Source organism: Haloferax gibbonsii ATCC 33959 (assembly GCF_000336775.1).
In the GTDB taxonomy this organism is placed as follows: Archaea; Halobacteriota; Halobacteria; order Halobacteriales; family Haloferacaceae; genus Haloferax; species Haloferax gibbonsii.
Window position 1 is genome coordinate 162,522 of sequence record NZ_AOLJ01000018.1, and the last position, 18,680, is coordinate 181,201.

Genomic DNA, 18,680 nt, shown 5'->3' on the forward strand with positions numbered 1-18,680 from the left:
TGTGTGGTCTGGGTCGTCGTTCTGCTCTGAAAAACAAATTCTATATAGGTGTGATAGCTCGTAGCACTACAGAGATGACGGGGACAACGACGGTCGATGCGACGATGAACTCGTTTCGCATCCTCGAGCGACTGGTCGCGTCCGACGAGGCGCTCGGAGTCACCGAACTCGCGGCCGACGTCGGACTCTCGAAGGGCGTCGTACACACGCACCTCAACACGCTCTCGGAACTCGGCTACGTGACGAAGCGAGACCGCAAGTATCTCGCGTCGATGGGGCTGTTAGCCCTCGGAGAGGAGGTTCGGTCGCACCTCGGCGTGTTCGCCGCCGCGAGACAGCACGTCGATAACTTGGCGCGAGTCACCGGCGAGGTCTCGACGCTGTTCGTCGAGGAAGACGGCGTCGGCATCTGCGCGTACATGGCTCACGGGCCGAACGACTGGGAACCGGCGTACGCGTGTGGAACCCGCATCCCGCTCCACATCACGGCTCCCGGCAAGGCCATGCTCGCGTCGCTCGGTCGTGAGCGCGTCGACGATATCCTCGACGAACGTGGCCTCGATGCACAGACGGCTGAGACGATTACTGACCGAAACGTGCTTCGGGGCGAACTCCGAACGATTCGCGAGAACGGCATCTCGTTTTGCAGAGAAGAACAATCTGCGGGGGTTATTGGGGTAGGGACGTCGATTGCCCTGACTGAGCGCGCGCCAGCGGCGGCCATCGGCGTCTGCGGGCCGGCGAGTCGACTCACCGGTCGGTACCTCGAAGAGGACATCACCGGGCAGGTCATCAGCACCGCGAAATCGATTCAGGTCGAACTGACGCGGTGACTCGCGACGCTGTCGAGGGCGGCTTCGAAGCACTCGAGTGCCAGGTCGAGTTCCCGGTCGGTCACGTCGAGCGGCGGCAGGAATCGAAGCGACCGCTTACCGCAGCCGAGCGTGAGAAGCCCCTCGGATAGCGCGGCCTTGAGAACCGCGTCGCGACGGTCCTTGGTATCGAATTCGACGGCAGTCATCAGCCCGAGACCACGCACGTTGGTGAGACAGGGGGTCCGCTCGGCGAGCCGCGAGAGATCTGCACGGAGCTTCGTACCCTTCTCCGTGGCGTTCGCCATGAGGTCCTGTTCCTGAATGACGTCGAGCGTCAGCGTCCCCTGAATCGACGCGAGGATGTCGCCCGCACCCCACGTCGATGACAGTCGCGCTTCGGTGTCCGGGAACAGTTCTTCGTTCGCCACCGTCGCGCCGACGCGAAGCGCCTTCGCACTGGTGATGACGTCCGGTTCGAGGTCGTAGTGGTCCGAGGCCCACAGCTCGCCGGTCCGACCCACGCCGGACTGAATCTCGTCGGCGATGACGGGGATGTCGTGTTCGTCGCAGATGGCCTGCACCTCGCGCATGAATTCCTCGCTCGGGACGTGATAGCCACCTTCGCCCTGAACGGGTTCGAGGATGAGAAACGCGACCTGGTCGGCGGGGAGGTGACCGTGGGTGTCGTCGAGTTTGTCGCGCAGCGTCTCGAGACCCGCCATCGAGTACGGTACGTCGTGGATGCCGCTCACTTCGGGGAACGTGCGACGGTGGACGGACTTCGAGCGGTTGAGCGACAGCGCACCGAGCGTGCGGCCGTGGAACGCCCCGTCGAAGGTGATGCCGTACTTCGGAGTCTCACAGGCGTCGTAACAGATTTTGATGGCGTTTTCGACCGCCTCGGCCCCGGAGTTCGACAGGAACACCGTGTCGAGATCGTAGTGGTCGGTGAGGTCGGTCAGGCGGTCCATGAGGTGGGCCGGTCCGGGCAGCGACGCCGTCTCGGGCGACCCACCGGTGCTCACGTAGAAGTCCTGGCCCGCGATTTTCATCGGGTCGACGAGGTCGAGGTCGTCGAGGCGGGACTGCAGTTCGGGGTTGTTGTAGCCGAGCGGGGCGGCCGCGACGTGGCTCGTGAAGTCCAGCAACACGTTGCCGTCGGGGTCGGTACAGAACGGACCGACGGCGTCCTTGGTGATGTCCCACACGAACTCGTAGACGTACGTGCTCGTCGCGGCGGTTGAGTGGTGATACTCGACCCACTCTGAGGCCTTCGGTCCCGGGAGCGACGTGACGGTCGGCTCGACTGAGTCTCGATCCATACGAACACCCTGATGGACAATGTAACATAAATCTACCTAGAAAGATGAGTAACGACCTCAAAATCATCACTCAGCAACCAATCGTCTGATTCTCTGAGAGAGTAGTTTGGTAATAACGAACTATCTCGGCGCGTGCGAACGCGTCGCAGGTCGCGAATCGGCGGCGGTTCGCGCCGAGGGAGCCCCTCGTGAAGAAACTCGCCACGCGCCGGCGTCACAGGGCGTTTGGAATCGTCAAAGTCCGGGTCATCGGGACGGGTCGAACGTGGTCGTTTCGAGGTTCACCTCGATGATGTTCGCCGCCTGCATCACGAGTTCGGGGATTTCCGACCGAAAGCGGTCCCCGGAGAGTCGGCTCGTCGGCGCAGTAACGCTGACCGCCCCGCAGACGTCGCCGTCGACGCCGCGAATCGGCGCGCCGATAGAGCGCATGCCGCGAAGTTCCTCTTCGTCGTTGACCGCGTAGCCTCGCTCGCGAATCCGCTCGAGTTCGTCGAACAGCCGGTCGGTGTCGGAGATGGTGTTGTCGGTCTGCTCGACGAGTCCCTGGTCGTCGATGATGTCGCGGACGCGGTCGTCGTCGAAGTGACCGAGCATCGCTTTCCCGGTCGCCGTACAATGGAGGTACTGTGGGGCCTCGCGCATCCGCAGATGATAGTCCGTCGCGACCGCGTTGTCGCCGCGACTCTCGTAGATGGTCACCTCCTTGCCGCGGGAGACGACCGTCAGGTGGACGTACTCGTTGGTCGTGTCGGCGAGCTTGTCCACCTCGAGTTGGCCCGCGCGGTACAGCGGCGTCTCGTTGCGCACGGTTTCGCCCATCGTGACCAGTCGCAGGCCGAGGCGATAGCGGCCGTCGACCTTCGCCACGAATCCTTCTTCTTCGAGCGTCGCGAGGTAGGTGTGGACGGTCCCCTTCGAGGCGTCGAGTTCGTCGCAGACGTCGCTGAACGTCGGGTCGGGCCGTCGCTGTATCGCAGCCAGAATCTCGCTCGCCGTCTGTACGGATTTGATTCGACGCGGGCCGTCCGCGGGGCGACTGTCGTCCATACGAACCCGAACTCGGTGGGGTGCCATTAGTTCTGTTATATCAAACTGCGATTCGTCTGACAACGCCGTTTGTCTGCTATAGATGCAATCATGTTTGTCTTTCTCAAACATTACACGCCAAAATCTCCAAATAAAAATTTATATGGGACATTCATGATTGTTCGAGTGGTATGGATTGTCAACCATCTGGCCGCCGCCGGGACGCGCCCGCGGTGGGCCGGGTGCGAGCGCGCACGTATCGGCTTCCAACGACGGTCGGTGAACGCGGAACGACGGCACGCGCCGACCGCGCCGGCCCGGTCTCGGGCGGACACGTCGGCGGAACCCCGACGAGACGGTCGGGCGACAGACGGCGACCGACGGAGGTGCCACGATGGGCTTAGCGTTCGAGCCCCGCCTGTACGAGGAACTCGACGCCGACGAGCGACCCTCGCTGTTCGAAGCGTTGGTCCCCGTCTTCGGGATGCTCGTCTTCCTCGGCGTCGGCATCGTCGTCTACGGCCTCGACCCGCAGTTCCCGCTGTTTTGGGGCATCACCTTCACCGGACTGTTCAGTCGGTACTGGCTGGGCATCTCTTGGGCGGACCTCTACGACGGCATCACCGACAGCCTCCACATGGGGATTCAGGTCATCCTCATCATGTTCGTCGTCTACGCGCTCATCGCGACGTGGGTCGCCGCGGGGACGATTCCGAGCCTGATGTACTACGGCCTCGACCTGCTGACGCCGACGATATTCCTGCCCATCACGGCCGTGCTCGCGTCGATCGTCACGTTCGCAATCGGGTCGTCGTGGACGGCCGCCGGCACGCTCGGCGTCTCGTTTATCGGCATCGGTGCCGGATTGGGGATTCCAGCCCCGATGACCGCGGGGGCCATCCTCTCAGGAGCGTACATGGGTGACAAACAGTCGCCGCTTTCGGACACGACGAACCTCGCGGCCGCCGTCACGAACACCGACCTGTTCGACCACGTCAACGCCATGCGCGACAGTTCGCTCGTCGCGTTCGGCATCGCCGTCGTGTTGTACGCCGTCCTCGGCGTCCAGGCCTCCGGGAACATTCCGGTCGGGCGCATCGCCGAGATTCAGGGCGCGCTCACCGGGTCGTACGCGATATCGGTACTCACCTTCGCCCCGCTCATCATCACGTTCGGTCTCGCGCTCTACGGCGTTCCTGCGTTGCCGGCGCTCGGCGCGGGCGTGTTCGCGGGTGCAATTACCTCGGTCGTGATGCAGGGAACCGCGTTCGGAGCCGTGTGGTCCATCGCGCAGTCTGGAACCTCGCCGTCGACCGGGATGGAACTCGTCGACGGCCTGCTGGCAAGCGGGGGGATGATCGGCGGTGCGTGGGTGGTCACCATCGCCATCGCGGCGCTGTCGCTCGGCGGGATGCTCGAACGCGCCGGCATCCTCGCCGTGCTCGCACACCACCTCGGCCGACTGAGCCGCGGTGTCGCGAGCCTGACCGGCGTGACCGCCGTCTCCGCGGTGTCGATGAACGTCCTCGCCGCCGAGCAGTACATCAGCATCGTCGTCCCGGGCATCACGCTCCGGAACCTCTACGAAGAACAGGGACTCCAAAGCGAGAACCTCTCGCGGGCCATCGAATCGGCGGGGACGACCACGAGCGCGCTCATTCCGTGGAACAGTGGGGCGCTGTTCATGGCCGGTACGCTCGGCGTCGGGACCCTCGAGTACGCGCCGTACTACTTCTTCGGCCTGCTGTCGCCGCTCGTCTTGCTCCTCATGGGCGTGACCGGCTGGCAGATCACCTACCAGCCTGGCGCGGCCCCCGGCGACGCCGGCGACCGTCGCGGCTCGCCCTCGTCGACCGACGACTGACGAGGAAACGCGCCTACAGATTTTCGCCGGCGATGATCTCTTCGACCCGCTCGTGGTCGAACAGCTGTTCGTCGGCACCGAAGTCCGGATAGTCGTCGCCGTCCTCGTAGGTCGGCCAGTCGCCGAACTGGTCGGGGTAGAGCTGTTTGGCCGTCATCTCGGTCTGGAACAGGTTCATCAGCGGCCCCTGCCACCGGGTCCCCTGCGGGTAGACGCGGTCGTTCTGGACGGCGGCCAGTTCGCGGCCGACCGGGTCGTCCCGGAGGTTCTGCTTCAGCCCGTCGAAATCGACGGTTTCGGTGACCGTCCACAGCGTGAGAATCACGTCGGGGTCGGCCTCCAACAACGCCTCCATGTCGACTTCCTGGAACGGGCCCGTGAACTCCTCGTCGCCGAAGGCGTCGACCGCGCCGAGCGGCCGGGTATGAGCGTTCCAGTAGCCGGGCGCGTTCAGCCGAAGGAGGTAGATGCTCGACAGGTCCGTCGAAATCGAGAGGTACGCGGCGGTCGGGCGCTCGGACTCGGCCGGAAGCCCGTCTTCGACGGTTGTGAGCTGGTCGTCGCGGACAGACTGCAGCGCCTCGTAGCGCTCGCGCTCGCCGTACAGCGACGCGACGCGGTCGAACAGCTCCCAGAGGTCGTAGTACTCGTAGCCGTCGGCCCACTCCTCCGGGGGCGCGGCGTTGAAGTTGCTGTAGTAGTTGCCGAACCACGGGCCGATGTTGTCCGCGACCTCGTCGATGTCGGCTTGGTTCCAGTTGTCCTGCGTGGACACCCACGCGGGGTCGACGAGGTGGAGGTCGCTGTCGAGTTCGTACAGCCGCTCTTTCGTGAAGCCGTACTCGCCCGCGGCGTCAGCCCACTCGATTTCGAAGTCGTCGAAGCCGGCGGTGAAGTACTCCAGGCCCGCGACGGTGCCGTCCCACCAGAGGTTGTTGACGGTGTCGCCCTGCCCGAGCGCGCTCGCCATGTCCGGGAACCACGGGAAGTGGGTGAACACGTTCGTCGGCGGCTCGTCCAGCGTGACCGTCCCGACCGGCGACAGCTCGGCCGTGTAGCTCGATTCGGCCGCCTCGGTCGTCGTCTCGGCGGCGTCCGTCTCGGTTCCGGTCTCCGTGGCCGTCTCGGTCGCCGTCGTCGACGTCGTATCGCCCGACTGCCCGGCGCAGCCTGCGAGGAGGCCCCCACTGAGAAGTGCGCCACCGTACTTCACGTAGTCTCGCCGCGTCGGACCCGCGTTCTCGTCGGTCTCTTTCATACGGATTAGGCCCACCTAAACCGATATAGGTGCTTCGAAGTTTAGGCAGGACTAAAAATGAATGACACGACGGTCCGCGTTCGGGCCGTGGTGGTCACCTCACCGGCGGTCGGCGGCGAAGCCGCGCGTTAAGGTTCGGACACGCCGACGACCTGCTTGCCGATATTGTCGCCGGAGAACAGCCCGAGGAACGCGTCGGGCGCGTTCTCCAGCCCGTCGACGACGGTCTCGCGGTGTTCGAGGTCGCCCGAGGCGACCCACGAGCCGAGCTGTTCGCTCGCCTGGCCGAATCGCGTCGCGTAGTCGCCGACGAGCAGTCCCTGCACCTTCGCGCGCGGCGCGATGAGCTGTGGGAGCTTTCGCGGGCCGGTCGGGACGCCCTCGTCGTTGTAGTGGGCGATCTGCCCGCAGACGGCGACGCGGGCGTCGAGGTTCAGCTTCGTGAACACCGCGTCGGTGATGGGCCCGCCGACGTTATCGAAGTAGACGTCGACGCCGTCGGGCGCGGCGTCGTCGAGCGCCGCCCGGTAGTCGTCGACGTCCTTGTAGTTGATCGCGGCGTCGAAGCCGAGGTCGTCGGTGAGCCACGACACCTTCTCGTCGGAGCCGGCGAAGCCGACGACGCGACAGCCGTTGAACTTGGCAATCTGGCCGACGACGGAGCCGACTGCACCGGCCGCGCCGGACACGACGACCGTCTCGCCGGGCGAGGGGTCGCCCACTTCGAGGAGGCCGAAGTACGCCGTCCGGCCGGGCATCCCGAGCACGCCGAGATAGGCGGGGAGGTCCGCGACCGAGGGGTCGACGGGCGCGACCTCGCCGGCGTCGAGGACGGTGTAGTCGGCCCACGTGCCGTTTCCGGTCACGAGGTCGCCGGCGTCGTACGCGTCGCTCTCGCTTTCGACGACTTCGCCGACGACGCCGCCCTGCAACGGGTCGCCGACCGACCACGGCTCGGCGTACGACTCCGCGTCTCGCATCCGCCCGCGCATGTACGGGTCGACGGAGAGATATCGCACGCGAACGAGGAGTTCCCCGTGTCGCGGGTCCGGTATCTCGCCCTCGCGGAGTTCGAAACTGTCCATGTCCGGTTCGCCCTCGGGGCGCTCGGCAAACATCCACTCGCGGTTCGTCTCTCGCATACCCGAACACCGACCCGCGAGCGTTAGGACGGTGTTGTTTCCAGCAGCACCGTCCGGTTCGACGGGGGCACGTCAGGCGTCGGGGAGCTGTCTGTCGTTGTCTGCCCTCTCTCATCGTCGGACGACCCCGAATCACTCGCCTTGTTACTCCTGTAGAACCACCGACTCGATCGTGTTCAGGAGGGCAGAGATATCGACATCTTGGTACGGTGAAAAGCTGGCAGAATACAGATTCCGATCCGGGTCTTGAGCGATAAGTAGTGCTTCCGGATCGAAGAAGTAAATCTGTGCCCAGCACTCCTTATTTGGGATGTTCAGATCTAAGTTACCCCGCCGGAACACCAGTTCTCGGGCACCGTCTGTCAGTTCCTGTTCTGTGTACTCGGAGCGTGCGTCATCATCGGCGTACAAGAGCCTGGCTGAGGCACCGTCGTACATGCCGACGAACCGGAGTTTGTCTCCGAGGAGTTGGGTTACTGTTTCGACGAACCGGCAGCTTGTCTCACTCGTCGGGTCGGAGTCCTGCCACTCTACGTGTATGATGTCCGTACGGAGATGCTCCCACGCCGCTTCACCGAAGTCAGTCAGTCCGTAATACCGTCCAACAGTTCGCTCTTCTGGCGCGTGGAGTTTCACGATGTCCTCCTCGCGTAACTCCGAAATCGCCCTGGAGAGATGTGACCGTTGGAGCTCCGTGTTTTCGGCGAGCTCGGTCGGTGTCGCGAGGGTGGCCCTCGCCAACCCTTTCAACACGTGTTTTCGGTATTTGGAACTGAGGACGAACGAACGTGCCGCTTCGATCCTGTCTCGTTCCATTACCTCACACACAGAGAGCCGGCGTTATAGACCATTTGTTGAGGAACACACAGAAATGTACCATTCCGGTACCAGAACGAATATACTCTCGTACACGGACAGGAAAACAATGGACAGCATCAGTTCAGGTATCCCCGGGTTAGACACCGTTCTTCACGGAGGGTTTGCCAGGGGAAGAATGTATCTGGTGAGAGGCGAGCCAGGTGCCGGAAAATCTCTGCTTGGTGCACACTTCCTCGAAGCCGGTCTCGAAGCGGATGAGTCGGTTGTCTATATGCACGGTGAAGAATCGAAAGAGAACGTCTTGCTGAATGCGAAGCAAGTCGATATCGACATCTCTGGGGCGCATTTTCTCGACCTCGGTCCGGAAACTGAGTTTTTCACCGAAGACCAATCGTACGACCTCGTCGAGCCGGGTGATGTACAGTCCGAACGAATCACCGAAGACATCATGCAGGCGATCGAGGAGTACGATCCGTCACGCATACTCATCGATCCGATAACGCAGATCAAGTATATCGAGACAGACCAGTACCAGTACCGCAAACGTCTCCTGTCGCTCATGCGGTATCTCCGTGACCGAGAGACGACAGTCGTCGGGACGCTCACGACCAGAAGCGACGACAGCGGGAACTGGCCGGAGGACGCCGAGTCGCTGAGTGACGGACTCCTCGATCTCACAAATGGAACTGCTGGACGCCGATGCGAAGTGAAGAAACACCGTGGGCTCGGTCAGGAGGCAGGGACACACGGACTTGAGATCCGCGCGCAGGGTCTCGAAGTGTATCCGCGCGTCGTCCCTCAACAGCGGACGACGCCGTTCGATCCGAACGTCCTCACCTCGGGGAACGACAGTCTCGATGCACTGCTGGGGGGCGGTGTCCGAGAGGGCTCTGTGACGTTCATTAGCGGCCCGAGCGGCGTCGGGAAGACGACGACTGGAACACAGTTCTTACACGGCGTTGCCAGCCAAGGCAAAACCACCCTCGGATTCCTCTTCGAGGAGTCGACGGACCAGTTCAGCTACCGTGCTGAAAAACTCGGGACGCCTGTCAGAGACCTCGTCGATCGCGGACTGCTGGAGCTACACGATATCGAACCGCTCGTACGCTCGCCTGAAGAGTTCGCACAACTCGTGCTCGATGCCGTTGAACGACGGGATCCAGAGATCGTGCTGATCGATGGTATTGCGGGCTATAAGATGTCGATTCAGGGTGATGACATGCAACTCGTCCGGCGGCTTCACACACTCACGCGGACGTTGAAACAGCGAGATATTTCGGTCATCATCACAGACGAAGTTGGCAGAGTGACCGGGGTTGAGTCGCCGACGAGCGCAGGTGCCAGCTACCTAGCGGACAACGTCGTGTTTCTGTCGTACGTCGAGCAGGCAGGAGGGATGGAACGGATGATTGGCGTGCTGAAAAAGCGCCTCGGCGATTTCGATAACCAGTTTCACCGGTTCACGATCGAAGATGCACAGGGGTTGCAACTGCATGGGCCCTTCGAGACAGCCCCAGACATCACCCGCGGACTCTTCGACGAGTGAGTTGTCCCACGACTGTTTGGCGATCTTAACTGATGTTTGAGACGAGACACGACGAGACGACGGTTCAGTTGCTCGTGAGTGGTGAACAAGACCAATCAGCAATCCGTGACCTGCTGTTGTCGGAGTACGATGTCGTCGTCGACGACGAGATTCAACCCGCGTCGTGCTACCTGATTGAAGACCGTCTCCTCCCGAAGTACGGCTCTCAGCTATTAGCGCGAAAACAGGCCGAACATCCGACGTTTTGTCCAGTCGTTGTGATCAAGCGTCAGGATTCCTCGTTCAGCCTCGGGGGTACACAGCAGGTGTGGCAGCGGGAGCAAGCCGTCGTGGACGATATCGTCGCTGCACCGATCAACGAGCAGGTCCTCAACTATCGTCTCGAAAATCTCTGTATCCGACGTGTGCAATCTCGAAAGCTGACGAGCCAGTACGAACAAATCGAAGCGCGATACGAACGACTGTTCGAGTCCGCAGAGGAAGCCATCGTCGTCGTCGATGTCGAGTCGAACGAGATCGCCGAGTGCAACAGGGCCGCTTGCGAACTCTTCGGCTACTCCAAGTTCGAACTACAGCGACTCGACCCGTCGAGCGTCATCCAGTTCGAAGACGGCTGTGAGTTCACCGAGTTCACCGAACACCTCTCCCAACAGGATGCTGGCGTCACGAAAACACTCATCTGTACCACACAGTGGGGACAGAGCGTCCACGCCGAGGCCTCCGCAGCGGCGATCGAACACGCCGAACAACAGTCGGTACTGCTGTTGATTCGAGACATCTCCGAACGGGTCCGGCGACAAAAGCAGATCCGTGTACTCAATCGGGTATTGCGACACAACATCCGAAACAGCATAAACGTCGTCAACGGGTACGGCGAACTCATCTACGAATCGACGGCCGACGACGAAGTCAGTGCGTTCGCAGAGAAGGTCGTCGACCGCTCCAAAGAGTTGCTTGATCTCAGCGAGAAGTCCAGAACCGTCAGTAACGCGCTCCAGGCGGGAGATGAGTTACAGTCACTCGACGTCGTTGCGGTACTCGACCGAATTCGAGCAGCGCTCTCCGACGAGTATCCGTATGCCCGGATCGAGCTGACCGCCCCTGAGAGTGCGCAGGTCTTCGGAAACTCGTATCTGCAGACCGCGCTGTACGAACTCTGTGAGAACGCGATCGTCCACTCGACGCAGGACGCGCCGCTCGTCGACATCTCCGTAACTGAGGCACAACCAGCCGTAACGGTTCGGATCGAAGACCGTGGAACCGGTATCTCCGAACAGGAACTCGCGATGCTCGAAGGCGAAGAGACCGCGTTACGTCACGGGAGCGGGCTGGGTCTGTGGATGGTGAACTCCGTCGTCGACGGTATCGGCGGTGAGCTCGATATCAGCACCGACAGCACTCGGGGAAGTGTGGTGACAGTCTCGCTCCCGCAACCTACGGACTAAGCCGCGCTGTTCTCACGAACCACCTTCACCTTCGCCGATCCCAGCCCCTATCTGGCCCGGCCGACTACGCGACGGCGAACCATGCAGGTCGCAGTCATCGGCGCGAACGGCGGTATCGGACGGCGGCTCCTCCCCCGGCTCGCGGACGCCGGCCACGACCCCATCGGCGTCGTCCGGGACGAATCGCAGTTCGAGGCGGTCCGCGACCGCGGCGGCGAGCCGCGACTGGGCGACCTCGAAGGCGACTTCGAAGCGGCGCTCGAGGGGGCCGACGCGGTCGTGTTCACCGCCGGCTCCGGCGGGTCGACCGGCGCGGACAAGACGCTCATGGTCGACCTCTGGGGCGCTCGACGGGTGGTCGACGCCTGTGTCGACGCGGGTATCGACCGCTTCGTGATGATTAGCTCCATCGGCGCGGGCGACCCGCTCGCAGGCCCCGAGCCGCTGCGCCCGTACCTGGTCGCCAAGCGCTGCGCCGACGACTACCTCAAACAGTCGTCGCTCGATGCGACGATTCTCCGCCCCACGAGGCTTACCGACGCGGACGGCACCGAGGCCGTCTCGCTGACCGTCGAGAGTCTCGACGGCGACACGCCCGAGATTCCGCGGGCCGACGTGGCGCAGGCGGTCGTCGCCTGTCTTGACATCGACCGGACGGTCGGCGAGACGCTGCATCTCACGGGTGGCGAGACGCCCATCGAACGGGCGCTCCGCGGAGACGACTGAGTTGGGATTATCTGAATAGTGACACCCAACACAAGCAATAGGAGTGCAATAAATAAACAATAGTGAGATAGAGGAGTCAGTTTTTGCTGATACAAATAGAGTAACAAACCCGGAAATCCAATACTTCTATTGGGGATTCGAAGTAGATTCAGACAGATAGTGGCTACTATCTGCAGTTTAATATTTTGTACGCACAGTCTCGAGAATGGTACGCTAATATAAAAATGCACAAAAATAGCACAACTATATTGATTCTCCACCTAACTATATCAGAAGATACAGTCAAGAAACGTGGTCAGCGAGAAGTGGCAACCACGTAAGAGGACATCCCACAGTCTGTGCTGTGGGGAAGAGACGACAACTGTCCTCGGGAGTAAAATCGACGAGTGGTACGTGTTTCTCCCGGCTACCAGTTACCGGTCGGTGTCTTGTATTGACGATTGTACATCGATGTGCCTAGTTGTTGATGGTGTCGCCGACAGCAACGTTACGAGTCGCGAGCTGTTGGACGACGAAGAGCGTGATAATCACGCCAGCGCCCGCGTACTGAACTGTCGAGTTGGGGTACACCATCGTGAGGACACCAACCACGAAGAACGCCACTCGAGTGCCGAGTTGCGCCCATTTGCCGTAGCCAAAGCGGTAGTTGATTCCGTGGATGATGCTAATACCGCCCAGCAAGATGAGCAACCCGGTGAAGACGGCACCGCCGCTGAGTACCCCTGAGACGATGACAGGGTGGTAGATGAACGAGAACGGCAAGACGAACAGTGGGGCGGCGACTTTGATGGCTTCGTAGCACGTCTCGACGAAGTCGGCATTCGCGATACCGGCGGCGACCGCGGCACACGTCGCAATCGGTGGCGTGAGTCCCGAGAGAATCGCGCCGTAGAAGACGAAGAAGTGGGCAGCCAGGTCTGGGACGAGGAAGCGACTGACGAGCGTCGGGGCCACGAGGAGTGCCACAACGGTGTAGGCGGCAGTCGTCGGCATCCCCAACCCGAGGAGGATACAGATTACCATCGAGATCAAAACAGCGACGAGCATGATGCCACCCGAGATATCCATCATCGAGAGGGTGAGGATTCCGGGGACGCCCGTAGTCATGAGAATGTCAACAACGCCGTTGATCGCCGCGAGGATAATGGCGATGGGTGCCGTGATGATCGCACCGCGCCGGAAGCCAGCCACCGTGTCCGAGAGCGTCTCTCGAGTCGCGGCCGTCACCGAGCGCGACTCGTACGCCGCCTGGAAGACGGGGAATGTGATGCCGGTGATCAACATCGTGACCGCGGTGTACAGCGCGGACGTCATCACAGTTAGCTGAATGACGCCGAGCGTGTACACCAACACGCCGAATGGGATGATGAACTTGACCGTGTCGACGAGGGTGTCCCGACGAGTCCGGTCTTCCAGCTCGTCGAGGACGGCGTCGACGTCGATCGAGTCGAGCTGATTGCTCGCGATGTAGTGAACCGCGAGAATTATACACACCATCATGATCATCGCCGGAATGAGCCCCGCGGTGATGACGGTCACGTAGCTGATGCCGAGAAGCGAGGCCATGATGAACGCTCCCGCACCCATAACTGGTGGAAGAACCTGCCCAGTTGTGGATGCGACCGCCTCAATCCCCCCTGCTGTCGAGGGCTTGATGCCGTTTTCTTTCATCATCGGGATTGTGAACGACCCGGTCATCCCGGCGTTTGCGGTCTGTGAACCGTTGATCGAGCCGATAACTGCACTTGCGACGACAGCGGTCTGTGCAACGCCCGAGTCGATGTACTTCGACGTTCGGACGGCTCCACGGAAGATGAGGTCGAACGCACCGTAGCTCTCCAGCAGCCCCGCATAAAGCAAGAAGAGCGCGATCCACGCCGCGACTAACTGAGTCAGGAAGCCGTAGAAGCCGGTGATATCGAGTGCGAGCAAGAGGAGCAGTCGGCTGTAGCTCAACCCGCTGTGCCCGAGGATACCGGGAATCAGATCACCGAAGTAGCCGTACAGGAGCGCACCCACAAGGATGCTAAGGAACGTCAGCCCGAACGAACGCCACGAGAGGTAGACAATTGCTGCAAGGAATGCAGCTGCCAAGGCGTACTCGTGTGGAAACGCGTAGCCAACACGGTCGATGTACAGTTCCCTGAAGTGCAGGTTGACGTAGACGGTGATGGCAATGGTGATTACCAACGACCCAAGTAACAGGGCTGCGTCGAGATAGTCCCGATCAGCGATGACGTCTTCGAGTTCGTTGAGGATGTACACCCCGATTGCACCGGCAATGAACAGGACACCATACTGTGCCCGCGGCATCGACACGGTGTAGGCATAGAAGATAACGAGTGCCCACAACGCGAGAGCAGCGAGCGTTACCGTCCCACCCACCGCGTCTTCCAGGTCTGTTGATCTCAATCGCTGGATACGTCTTGCTACCATGGTTCACTCTCACAGTAGATTCAAACATATAAATTAGTTATGGTAGACTCAGTCATATGGCGACGTCTCGCATGACAGCAGACAAACGAATCCGCACCTGAGACGTCCGAGTACATCGGCTCTCGGTTTCCGGGGAGTGTGACTGAAGCCGTTGGGAGGCAATCTCAGCTGACGAAAACGGGAGTGGGGCAGGTTGCAGGCTGTCGGGCGGTCAGGAACTAGGCAACGATGACTGGACACTCGGCGTCAAGCAGGACGCCCTGTGTGACGCTCCCGAAGAGCACTTTCCCAACCGGAGAGCGACTGGCGGGCGCCATGGCAATCGCATCGGCGTCACAATCCGCTGCAGTCTGTACGACCGTCGCCGCTGGGTCGCCGTGAGCCGCCTCGAACGTCCAGTCAATTCCGTGCTCGTCCAGTTTCTCGCGGGCGACAGTTACGCTCGATGGCGGATCGTACTTTTCGAAGAGTTCCTCCGACGTCACGTGTCCACCGCTGTCGTCGATTGCATCGAACTCCTCGAACACGTTGAGGATCGTGACGGTGACGGCTGACTCGGCAGCGGGGAGGTCGGCAACTGCGTCGACGGCGGCTGCCGTCCGGTCTTCATTCCCGTCGACCGCAAGTAGCACGTGATACATGGGTTACTCGAGGAGTCGTTCTTCGAGGTCGCCCACAACATCCAGCGTCGTTGCCGAGCCACCGATGTCCGGGGTCCGCGGTGCGTCCGAATCTGCTAGCTGTGCACCGACGCCGTCCCAGAGCGTCTCGGCGAGGTCGTCCTCTTCGAGATGCTCGAACATCAACGACATCGACAACAGCATCCCGACCGGGTTCGCGATGCCTTCTCCCATGATATCGAAGGCGCTCCCGTGAACCGGTTCGAACATCGAGGGGAACTCCCCGCTTGGGTTGATGTTCGTCGACGGGGCCATCCCAAGACTCCCGGAGATGATGCCACCGATGTCGGTGAGGATATCGCCGAACAGGTTAGATGCGACGACGACGTCGAACTCGTTGGGACGACGAACGAAGTCCATACTCCCGGCGTCGACGAGGAGTCGTTCGACGGTGATGTCCGGGTATTCCTCGCTAACCTCCTCGACGATTTCGTCCCAGAACACCATCCCGTAAGCCTGTGCGTTCGACTTCGTGATGTTGGTTAGTTTTCCACTCCGCTCTGTCGCGGCCTCGAACGCGGCCCGGACGATCGCTTCGGTCCCCTCGCGTGTGTAGACCGCTGACTGGACTGCGACTTCGTTCCCGAATCCTTGGTGTTCGCGTCCACCGACGTCGGCGTACTCGCCTTCGGTGTTCTGCCGGTAGACAACGAGATCGATATCGCCGCCCTCGTAGCCACGAAGCGGGCTTTCGACCCCATCAAAGAGATACGAGGGGCGCTTGCAGATGTGCTGGTTGAATCCCTTGGTGATCGGGAGGCGAAGGTTACGGAGCGTAACGTGATCCGGCACGTCTGGGTGACCCACCGCACCGAGCAGAATCGCGTCAAACTCTTTGAGCGTCTCCAAACCGTCGTCGGGCATGAGCGCACCCTCTTCGAGATACCGCTCGCTTCCCCAGTCGAACCACGTCGTCTCGATCTCGACGTCGTGGGCCGCAGCAAGTTCGATGAGAAGTGGCTCGGTTGCCTCTGTCACTTCAATTCCGATACCGTCGCCTGGAATCACCGCTATGTCATACGACATCGGTCCGATTGATGCTCTATCTTGATAAAAATATTTGGGTGGCGACCAACCAAGGGGGTATCTCGCTCTCAGGCCGACTACCACAGGACCGACCCCCTGACGATAATTTGAGTACCAATCAAATATTGGAATTAACAACAAGGTTTATCATCGATGTACATGAACGTCAAGAGCGGATGTCTAAGCAAGCACACAGCGCACGGACTAGACGGAGTATTCTCAAAGCAGCCGCTGCGGGTGCCGGGACCGTTGCAATCACCGGCTGTCTCGGTGGCGACAGCGAATCCGACAGTGGGTCTGGCAGTGGATCCGGCGGCGATTCAGGGTCGGACGGCGGCTCGAGCGATGATTCGGGTTCGGACGGTGGCTCAGGTGGTAGCTCGTACCAACTACGGATGGGCGGCTCCTCACAGGGGAGTACGGCGTTCAACTCGATGCAAGCACTTGCTCGAGCACTCAACGAGCACAGCGACTCCCTCCGAATGACCGTCGAGCAGACCCAGGGGAACGTCGCCAACATGTATCAGTACGACCAAGGCAACATCCCTGCCGTCGCGACGGACAACAACACGATCAACAAGGCGGTCAACGAAACGGACCGATTCAACGATGAACCGGTCGACAACATCGGCTATCAGTCGTTCCGGTTCAACGGACTCGACATCTTCTGGGTTGCCGTTGAAGGCTCTGGAATCGAATCGACCGCAGACTTCGCGGGGAAGACCGTCTACCCGATTCAGCCGGGCTTCGGGACGCGGCTACTCACCGAAGAGGTGATGCGAGTCGCCGGAATGTGGGAGGAAGTCGACATCATCAACGTCAACACGAGCGACATCCCTGGTGCGATCGAAGAGGGTCGCGTTGACGCTGTTGCGGTATACGGGTCGAACCGCGTCGAACTGACTGGCTGGGCGAAGCAGATCGACGCTCGAAACGACGTCTATCTCGTCGATGTCGCCGACAATTTCAAACAGGCCATCGAAGAGGTCGGCGGCGCACGTTTAGCCGAAATCGAGCCTTACGGGTGGAATCAGGAGGTCACGAAGGTTACCGACTCGATCGTCAGCTGGAATCTTGACCTGCAGTGTCTGCTCAGTCCGGAAGTGCCAGCAGACGCCGCACACGAACTGGCTCGGATCAGTCACGAACACGGCGAGACTATCCGGGAGGCCGACCAGACGTACGCTGACCACTCTGACCCGGCAGATATGGCCACCGCAGTCATTCCAGAACATCCGGTCCACCCCGGCGTCGCTGAGTTCTACAAGGAACAAGACGTGTGGGACGACTCCTGGACCGTCGGCGACGAAGCGTAACGAAACCAAACTGACGGACGTTTCGTTTTTTAGGATAGTCACCGATTGTACTTCGTACTCAGTATGTTCGTATATAAAGTTCCGTATCATGGCACACACTCGATGCTGATTGGCGGCCAGTATGGGGTCTCACTTCGTTGCGTTCGAAGACGGATGGATGGACACGCGAACAACCGTAATGATTGTTGAGTGAATATGTGTGGGTGTGACTCACACGAACACTACGTGTGTACGGCGAGACACGCGCGCCAATCCGAAGTGAGACTCCGAGTGTTCTGTTCCACATTGTGAAACTTTATGTGTCATCGCTGAGAATCACGACTAACGGAAACACAAACCATGAAAACGACACACAAGCTGTTCAGGATTATCGAGGAACTACGAGACCGAAACGGGGCTCGAGTATCGGAACTGGCGACGGAGTTAGAGCTGCCCAAGAGCACGGTTCACCGGCATCTCAAGACACTCGAGGAACGAGAGTACGTGATGAAGACGGGAGATCTCTACTATATCGGCTCCCGGTTTCTTTACATCGGTATGGGTGTAAACAACCGACACGAGGCGTTCGCTCAGATCGAACCGAAAGTCAAAGCACTCGCCTCGGAAACTGACGAACGTGCTCAGTTCATGATCGAAGAACACGGTTACCTCGTGTACATCTATCGAGAAACCGGAGAACACGCCGTTCAGACGAACACGCAGCTCGGAAAGCGAATGCCAATCCACGCGACCTCCGGCGGAAAAGCGATTCTCGCTCAACTGACCGACGACCAAATCGCTCGCATTATCGAGCGTCATGGGCTCCCAAAAGTCACCGAGAACACCATCACGGACGAAGACGAGCTCTACGACGAACTCCGCGAGATCAGAGACGAGGGCGTCAGTTTCAACGATCAAGAGTATATTGAGGGTCTCCGGTCCGTCTCAGTTCCAGTTATCAAGCCGAACGGACAGCCGTTAGGTGCGATCGGTATCTCCGGTCCACAGAACCGGTTCAAAGGTGAATTCTACCGCGAAGAACTGCCAGACAAACTCCTGGGTGTCGTCAACGAGGTCGAGCTCAATATGAAATACCAGTAGACGACTGCCGTGCGGGTGAAGCGATGTTCGTGCTATACATTACAAAGATATCGTTGTAATCCCTTGCTACATAATCTATCATCGACGATCATATCCCACGAGATGGAACTTTATATAATACGTGTTGTTGCGTAGATAGATGCCGACCGGCTCGATGCTGGGTCACGATTGAGACA

At 60.4% G+C, this 18,680-nt stretch carries 15 protein-coding genes; 7 read left to right on the top strand and 8 right to left on the bottom strand.

The window, feature by feature from the left end; genetic code table 11:
* Positions 1 to 74: 74 nt before the first annotated feature.
* A complete protein-coding gene (locus tag C454_RS11885; RefSeq protein ID WP_004975931.1) occupies positions 75 to 833 on the top strand; it encodes an IclR family transcriptional regulator in 759 nt (252 codons plus the stop codon).
* On the opposite strand, the gene C454_RS11890 is transcribed toward C454_RS11885, so the two are convergent.
* Together C454_RS11890 and C454_RS11895 are read right to left on the bottom strand one after the other, a co-directional pair.
* A complete protein-coding gene (locus C454_RS11890; RefSeq protein ID WP_004975933.1) occupies positions 812 to 2,137 on the bottom strand; it encodes a class-III pyridoxal-phosphate-dependent aminotransferase in 1,326 nt (441 codons plus the stop codon). The two genes, C454_RS11885 and C454_RS11890, sit on opposite strands and share 22 nt — an antisense overlap.
* Before the next feature lie 246 nt (positions 2,138 to 2,383).
* Complete coding sequence (locus C454_RS11895) at positions 2,384 to 3,187, bottom strand: IclR family transcriptional regulator (protein ID WP_004975934.1); 804 nt, start codon at positions 3,185 to 3,187, stop codon at positions 2,384 to 2,386.
* Between the two features lie 373 nt (positions 3,188 to 3,560).
* Between C454_RS11895 and arcD the strand changes: the two genes are divergently transcribed.
* Positions 3,561 to 5,030 (top strand): arginine/ornithine antiporter ArcD, encoded by a 1,470-nt coding sequence (gene arcD / locus C454_RS11900; protein ID WP_004975937.1) that lies wholly within the window; start codon positions 3,561 to 3,563, stop codon positions 5,028 to 5,030.
* A 13-nt stretch (positions 5,031 to 5,043) separates the two neighbouring features.
* On the opposite strand, the gene C454_RS11905 is transcribed toward arcD, so the two are convergent.
* The 3 genes from C454_RS11905 to C454_RS11915 all read right to left on the bottom strand — a co-directional run bounded on the left by C454_RS11905 (position 5,044) and on the right by C454_RS11915 (position 8,246).
* Complete coding sequence (locus C454_RS11905) at positions 5,044 to 6,288, bottom strand: ABC transporter substrate-binding protein (protein ID WP_004975939.1); 1,245 nt, start codon at positions 6,286 to 6,288, stop codon at positions 5,044 to 5,046.
* A gap of 128 nt (positions 6,289 to 6,416) precedes the next feature.
* The gene (locus C454_RS11910) at positions 6,417 to 7,430 is read right to left on the bottom strand and encodes an NADP-dependent oxidoreductase (RefSeq protein WP_004975942.1); all 1,014 of its coding nucleotides are present in this window, start codon (positions 7,428 to 7,430) and stop codon (positions 6,417 to 6,419) included.
* A gap of 144 nt (positions 7,431 to 7,574) precedes the next feature.
* Positions 7,575 to 8,246 carry a winged helix-turn-helix domain-containing protein gene (locus tag C454_RS11915; RefSeq protein WP_049905138.1) on the bottom strand — a complete coding sequence of 224 codons (672 nt, stop codon included), beginning with the start codon at positions 8,244 to 8,246 and terminating at the stop codon, positions 7,575 to 7,577.
* A 109-nt stretch (positions 8,247 to 8,355) separates the two neighbouring features.
* Between C454_RS11915 and C454_RS11920 the strand changes: the two genes are divergently transcribed.
* The 3 genes from C454_RS11920 to C454_RS11930 all read left to right on the top strand — a co-directional run bounded on the left by C454_RS11920 (position 8,356) and on the right by C454_RS11930 (position 11,966).
* On the top strand, positions 8,356 to 9,795 hold the full coding sequence (locus C454_RS11920) for an ATPase domain-containing protein (RefSeq protein WP_081605234.1): 1,440 nt from the start codon (positions 8,356 to 8,358) through the stop codon (positions 9,793 to 9,795).
* A 32-nt stretch (positions 9,796 to 9,827) separates the two neighbouring features.
* The gene (locus C454_RS11925) at positions 9,828 to 11,240 is read left to right on the top strand and encodes a PAS domain S-box protein (protein ID WP_004975946.1); all 1,413 of its coding nucleotides are present in this window, start codon (positions 9,828 to 9,830) and stop codon (positions 11,238 to 11,240) included.
* 81 nt (positions 11,241 to 11,321) lie between these two features.
* On the top strand, positions 11,322 to 11,966 hold the full coding sequence (locus tag C454_RS11930; RefSeq protein ID WP_004975949.1) for an SDR family oxidoreductase: 645 nt from the start codon (positions 11,322 to 11,324) through the stop codon (positions 11,964 to 11,966).
* Positions 11,967 to 12,422: 456 nt separating this feature from the next.
* Here C454_RS11930 and C454_RS11935 read toward each other — a convergent pair whose 3' ends face one another.
* From C454_RS11935 to C454_RS11945, 3 genes are all read right to left on the bottom strand, one after another.
* Positions 12,423 to 14,402 (bottom strand): TRAP transporter permease, encoded by a 1,980-nt coding sequence (locus tag C454_RS11935; RefSeq protein WP_081605230.1) that lies wholly within the window; start codon positions 14,400 to 14,402, stop codon positions 12,423 to 12,425.
* Between the two features lie 218 nt (positions 14,403 to 14,620).
* Positions 14,621 to 15,043, bottom strand: a complete 423-nt coding sequence (locus tag C454_RS11940) for a universal stress protein (RefSeq protein ID WP_004975953.1) — start codon at positions 15,041 to 15,043, stop codon at positions 14,621 to 14,623.
* 3 nt (positions 15,044 to 15,046) lie between these two features.
* On the bottom strand, positions 15,047 to 16,108 hold the full coding sequence (locus tag C454_RS11945; RefSeq protein ID WP_049905139.1) for an isocitrate/isopropylmalate dehydrogenase family protein: 1,062 nt from the start codon (positions 16,106 to 16,108) through the stop codon (positions 15,047 to 15,049).
* 254 nt (positions 16,109 to 16,362) lie between these two features.
* On the opposite strand from C454_RS11945, the gene C454_RS11950 reads away from it, so the two are divergent.
* Both C454_RS11950 and C454_RS11955 read left to right on the top strand, forming a co-directional pair.
* Positions 16,363 to 17,424 (top strand): TAXI family TRAP transporter solute-binding subunit, encoded by a 1,062-nt coding sequence (locus C454_RS11950; protein WP_049905157.1) that lies wholly within the window; start codon positions 16,363 to 16,365, stop codon positions 17,422 to 17,424.
* 339 nt (positions 17,425 to 17,763) lie between these two features.
* On the top strand, positions 17,764 to 18,504 hold the full coding sequence (locus C454_RS11955; RefSeq protein WP_004975960.1) for an IclR family transcriptional regulator: 741 nt from the start codon (positions 17,764 to 17,766) through the stop codon (positions 18,502 to 18,504).
* Positions 18,505 to 18,680 lie beyond the last annotated feature (176 nt).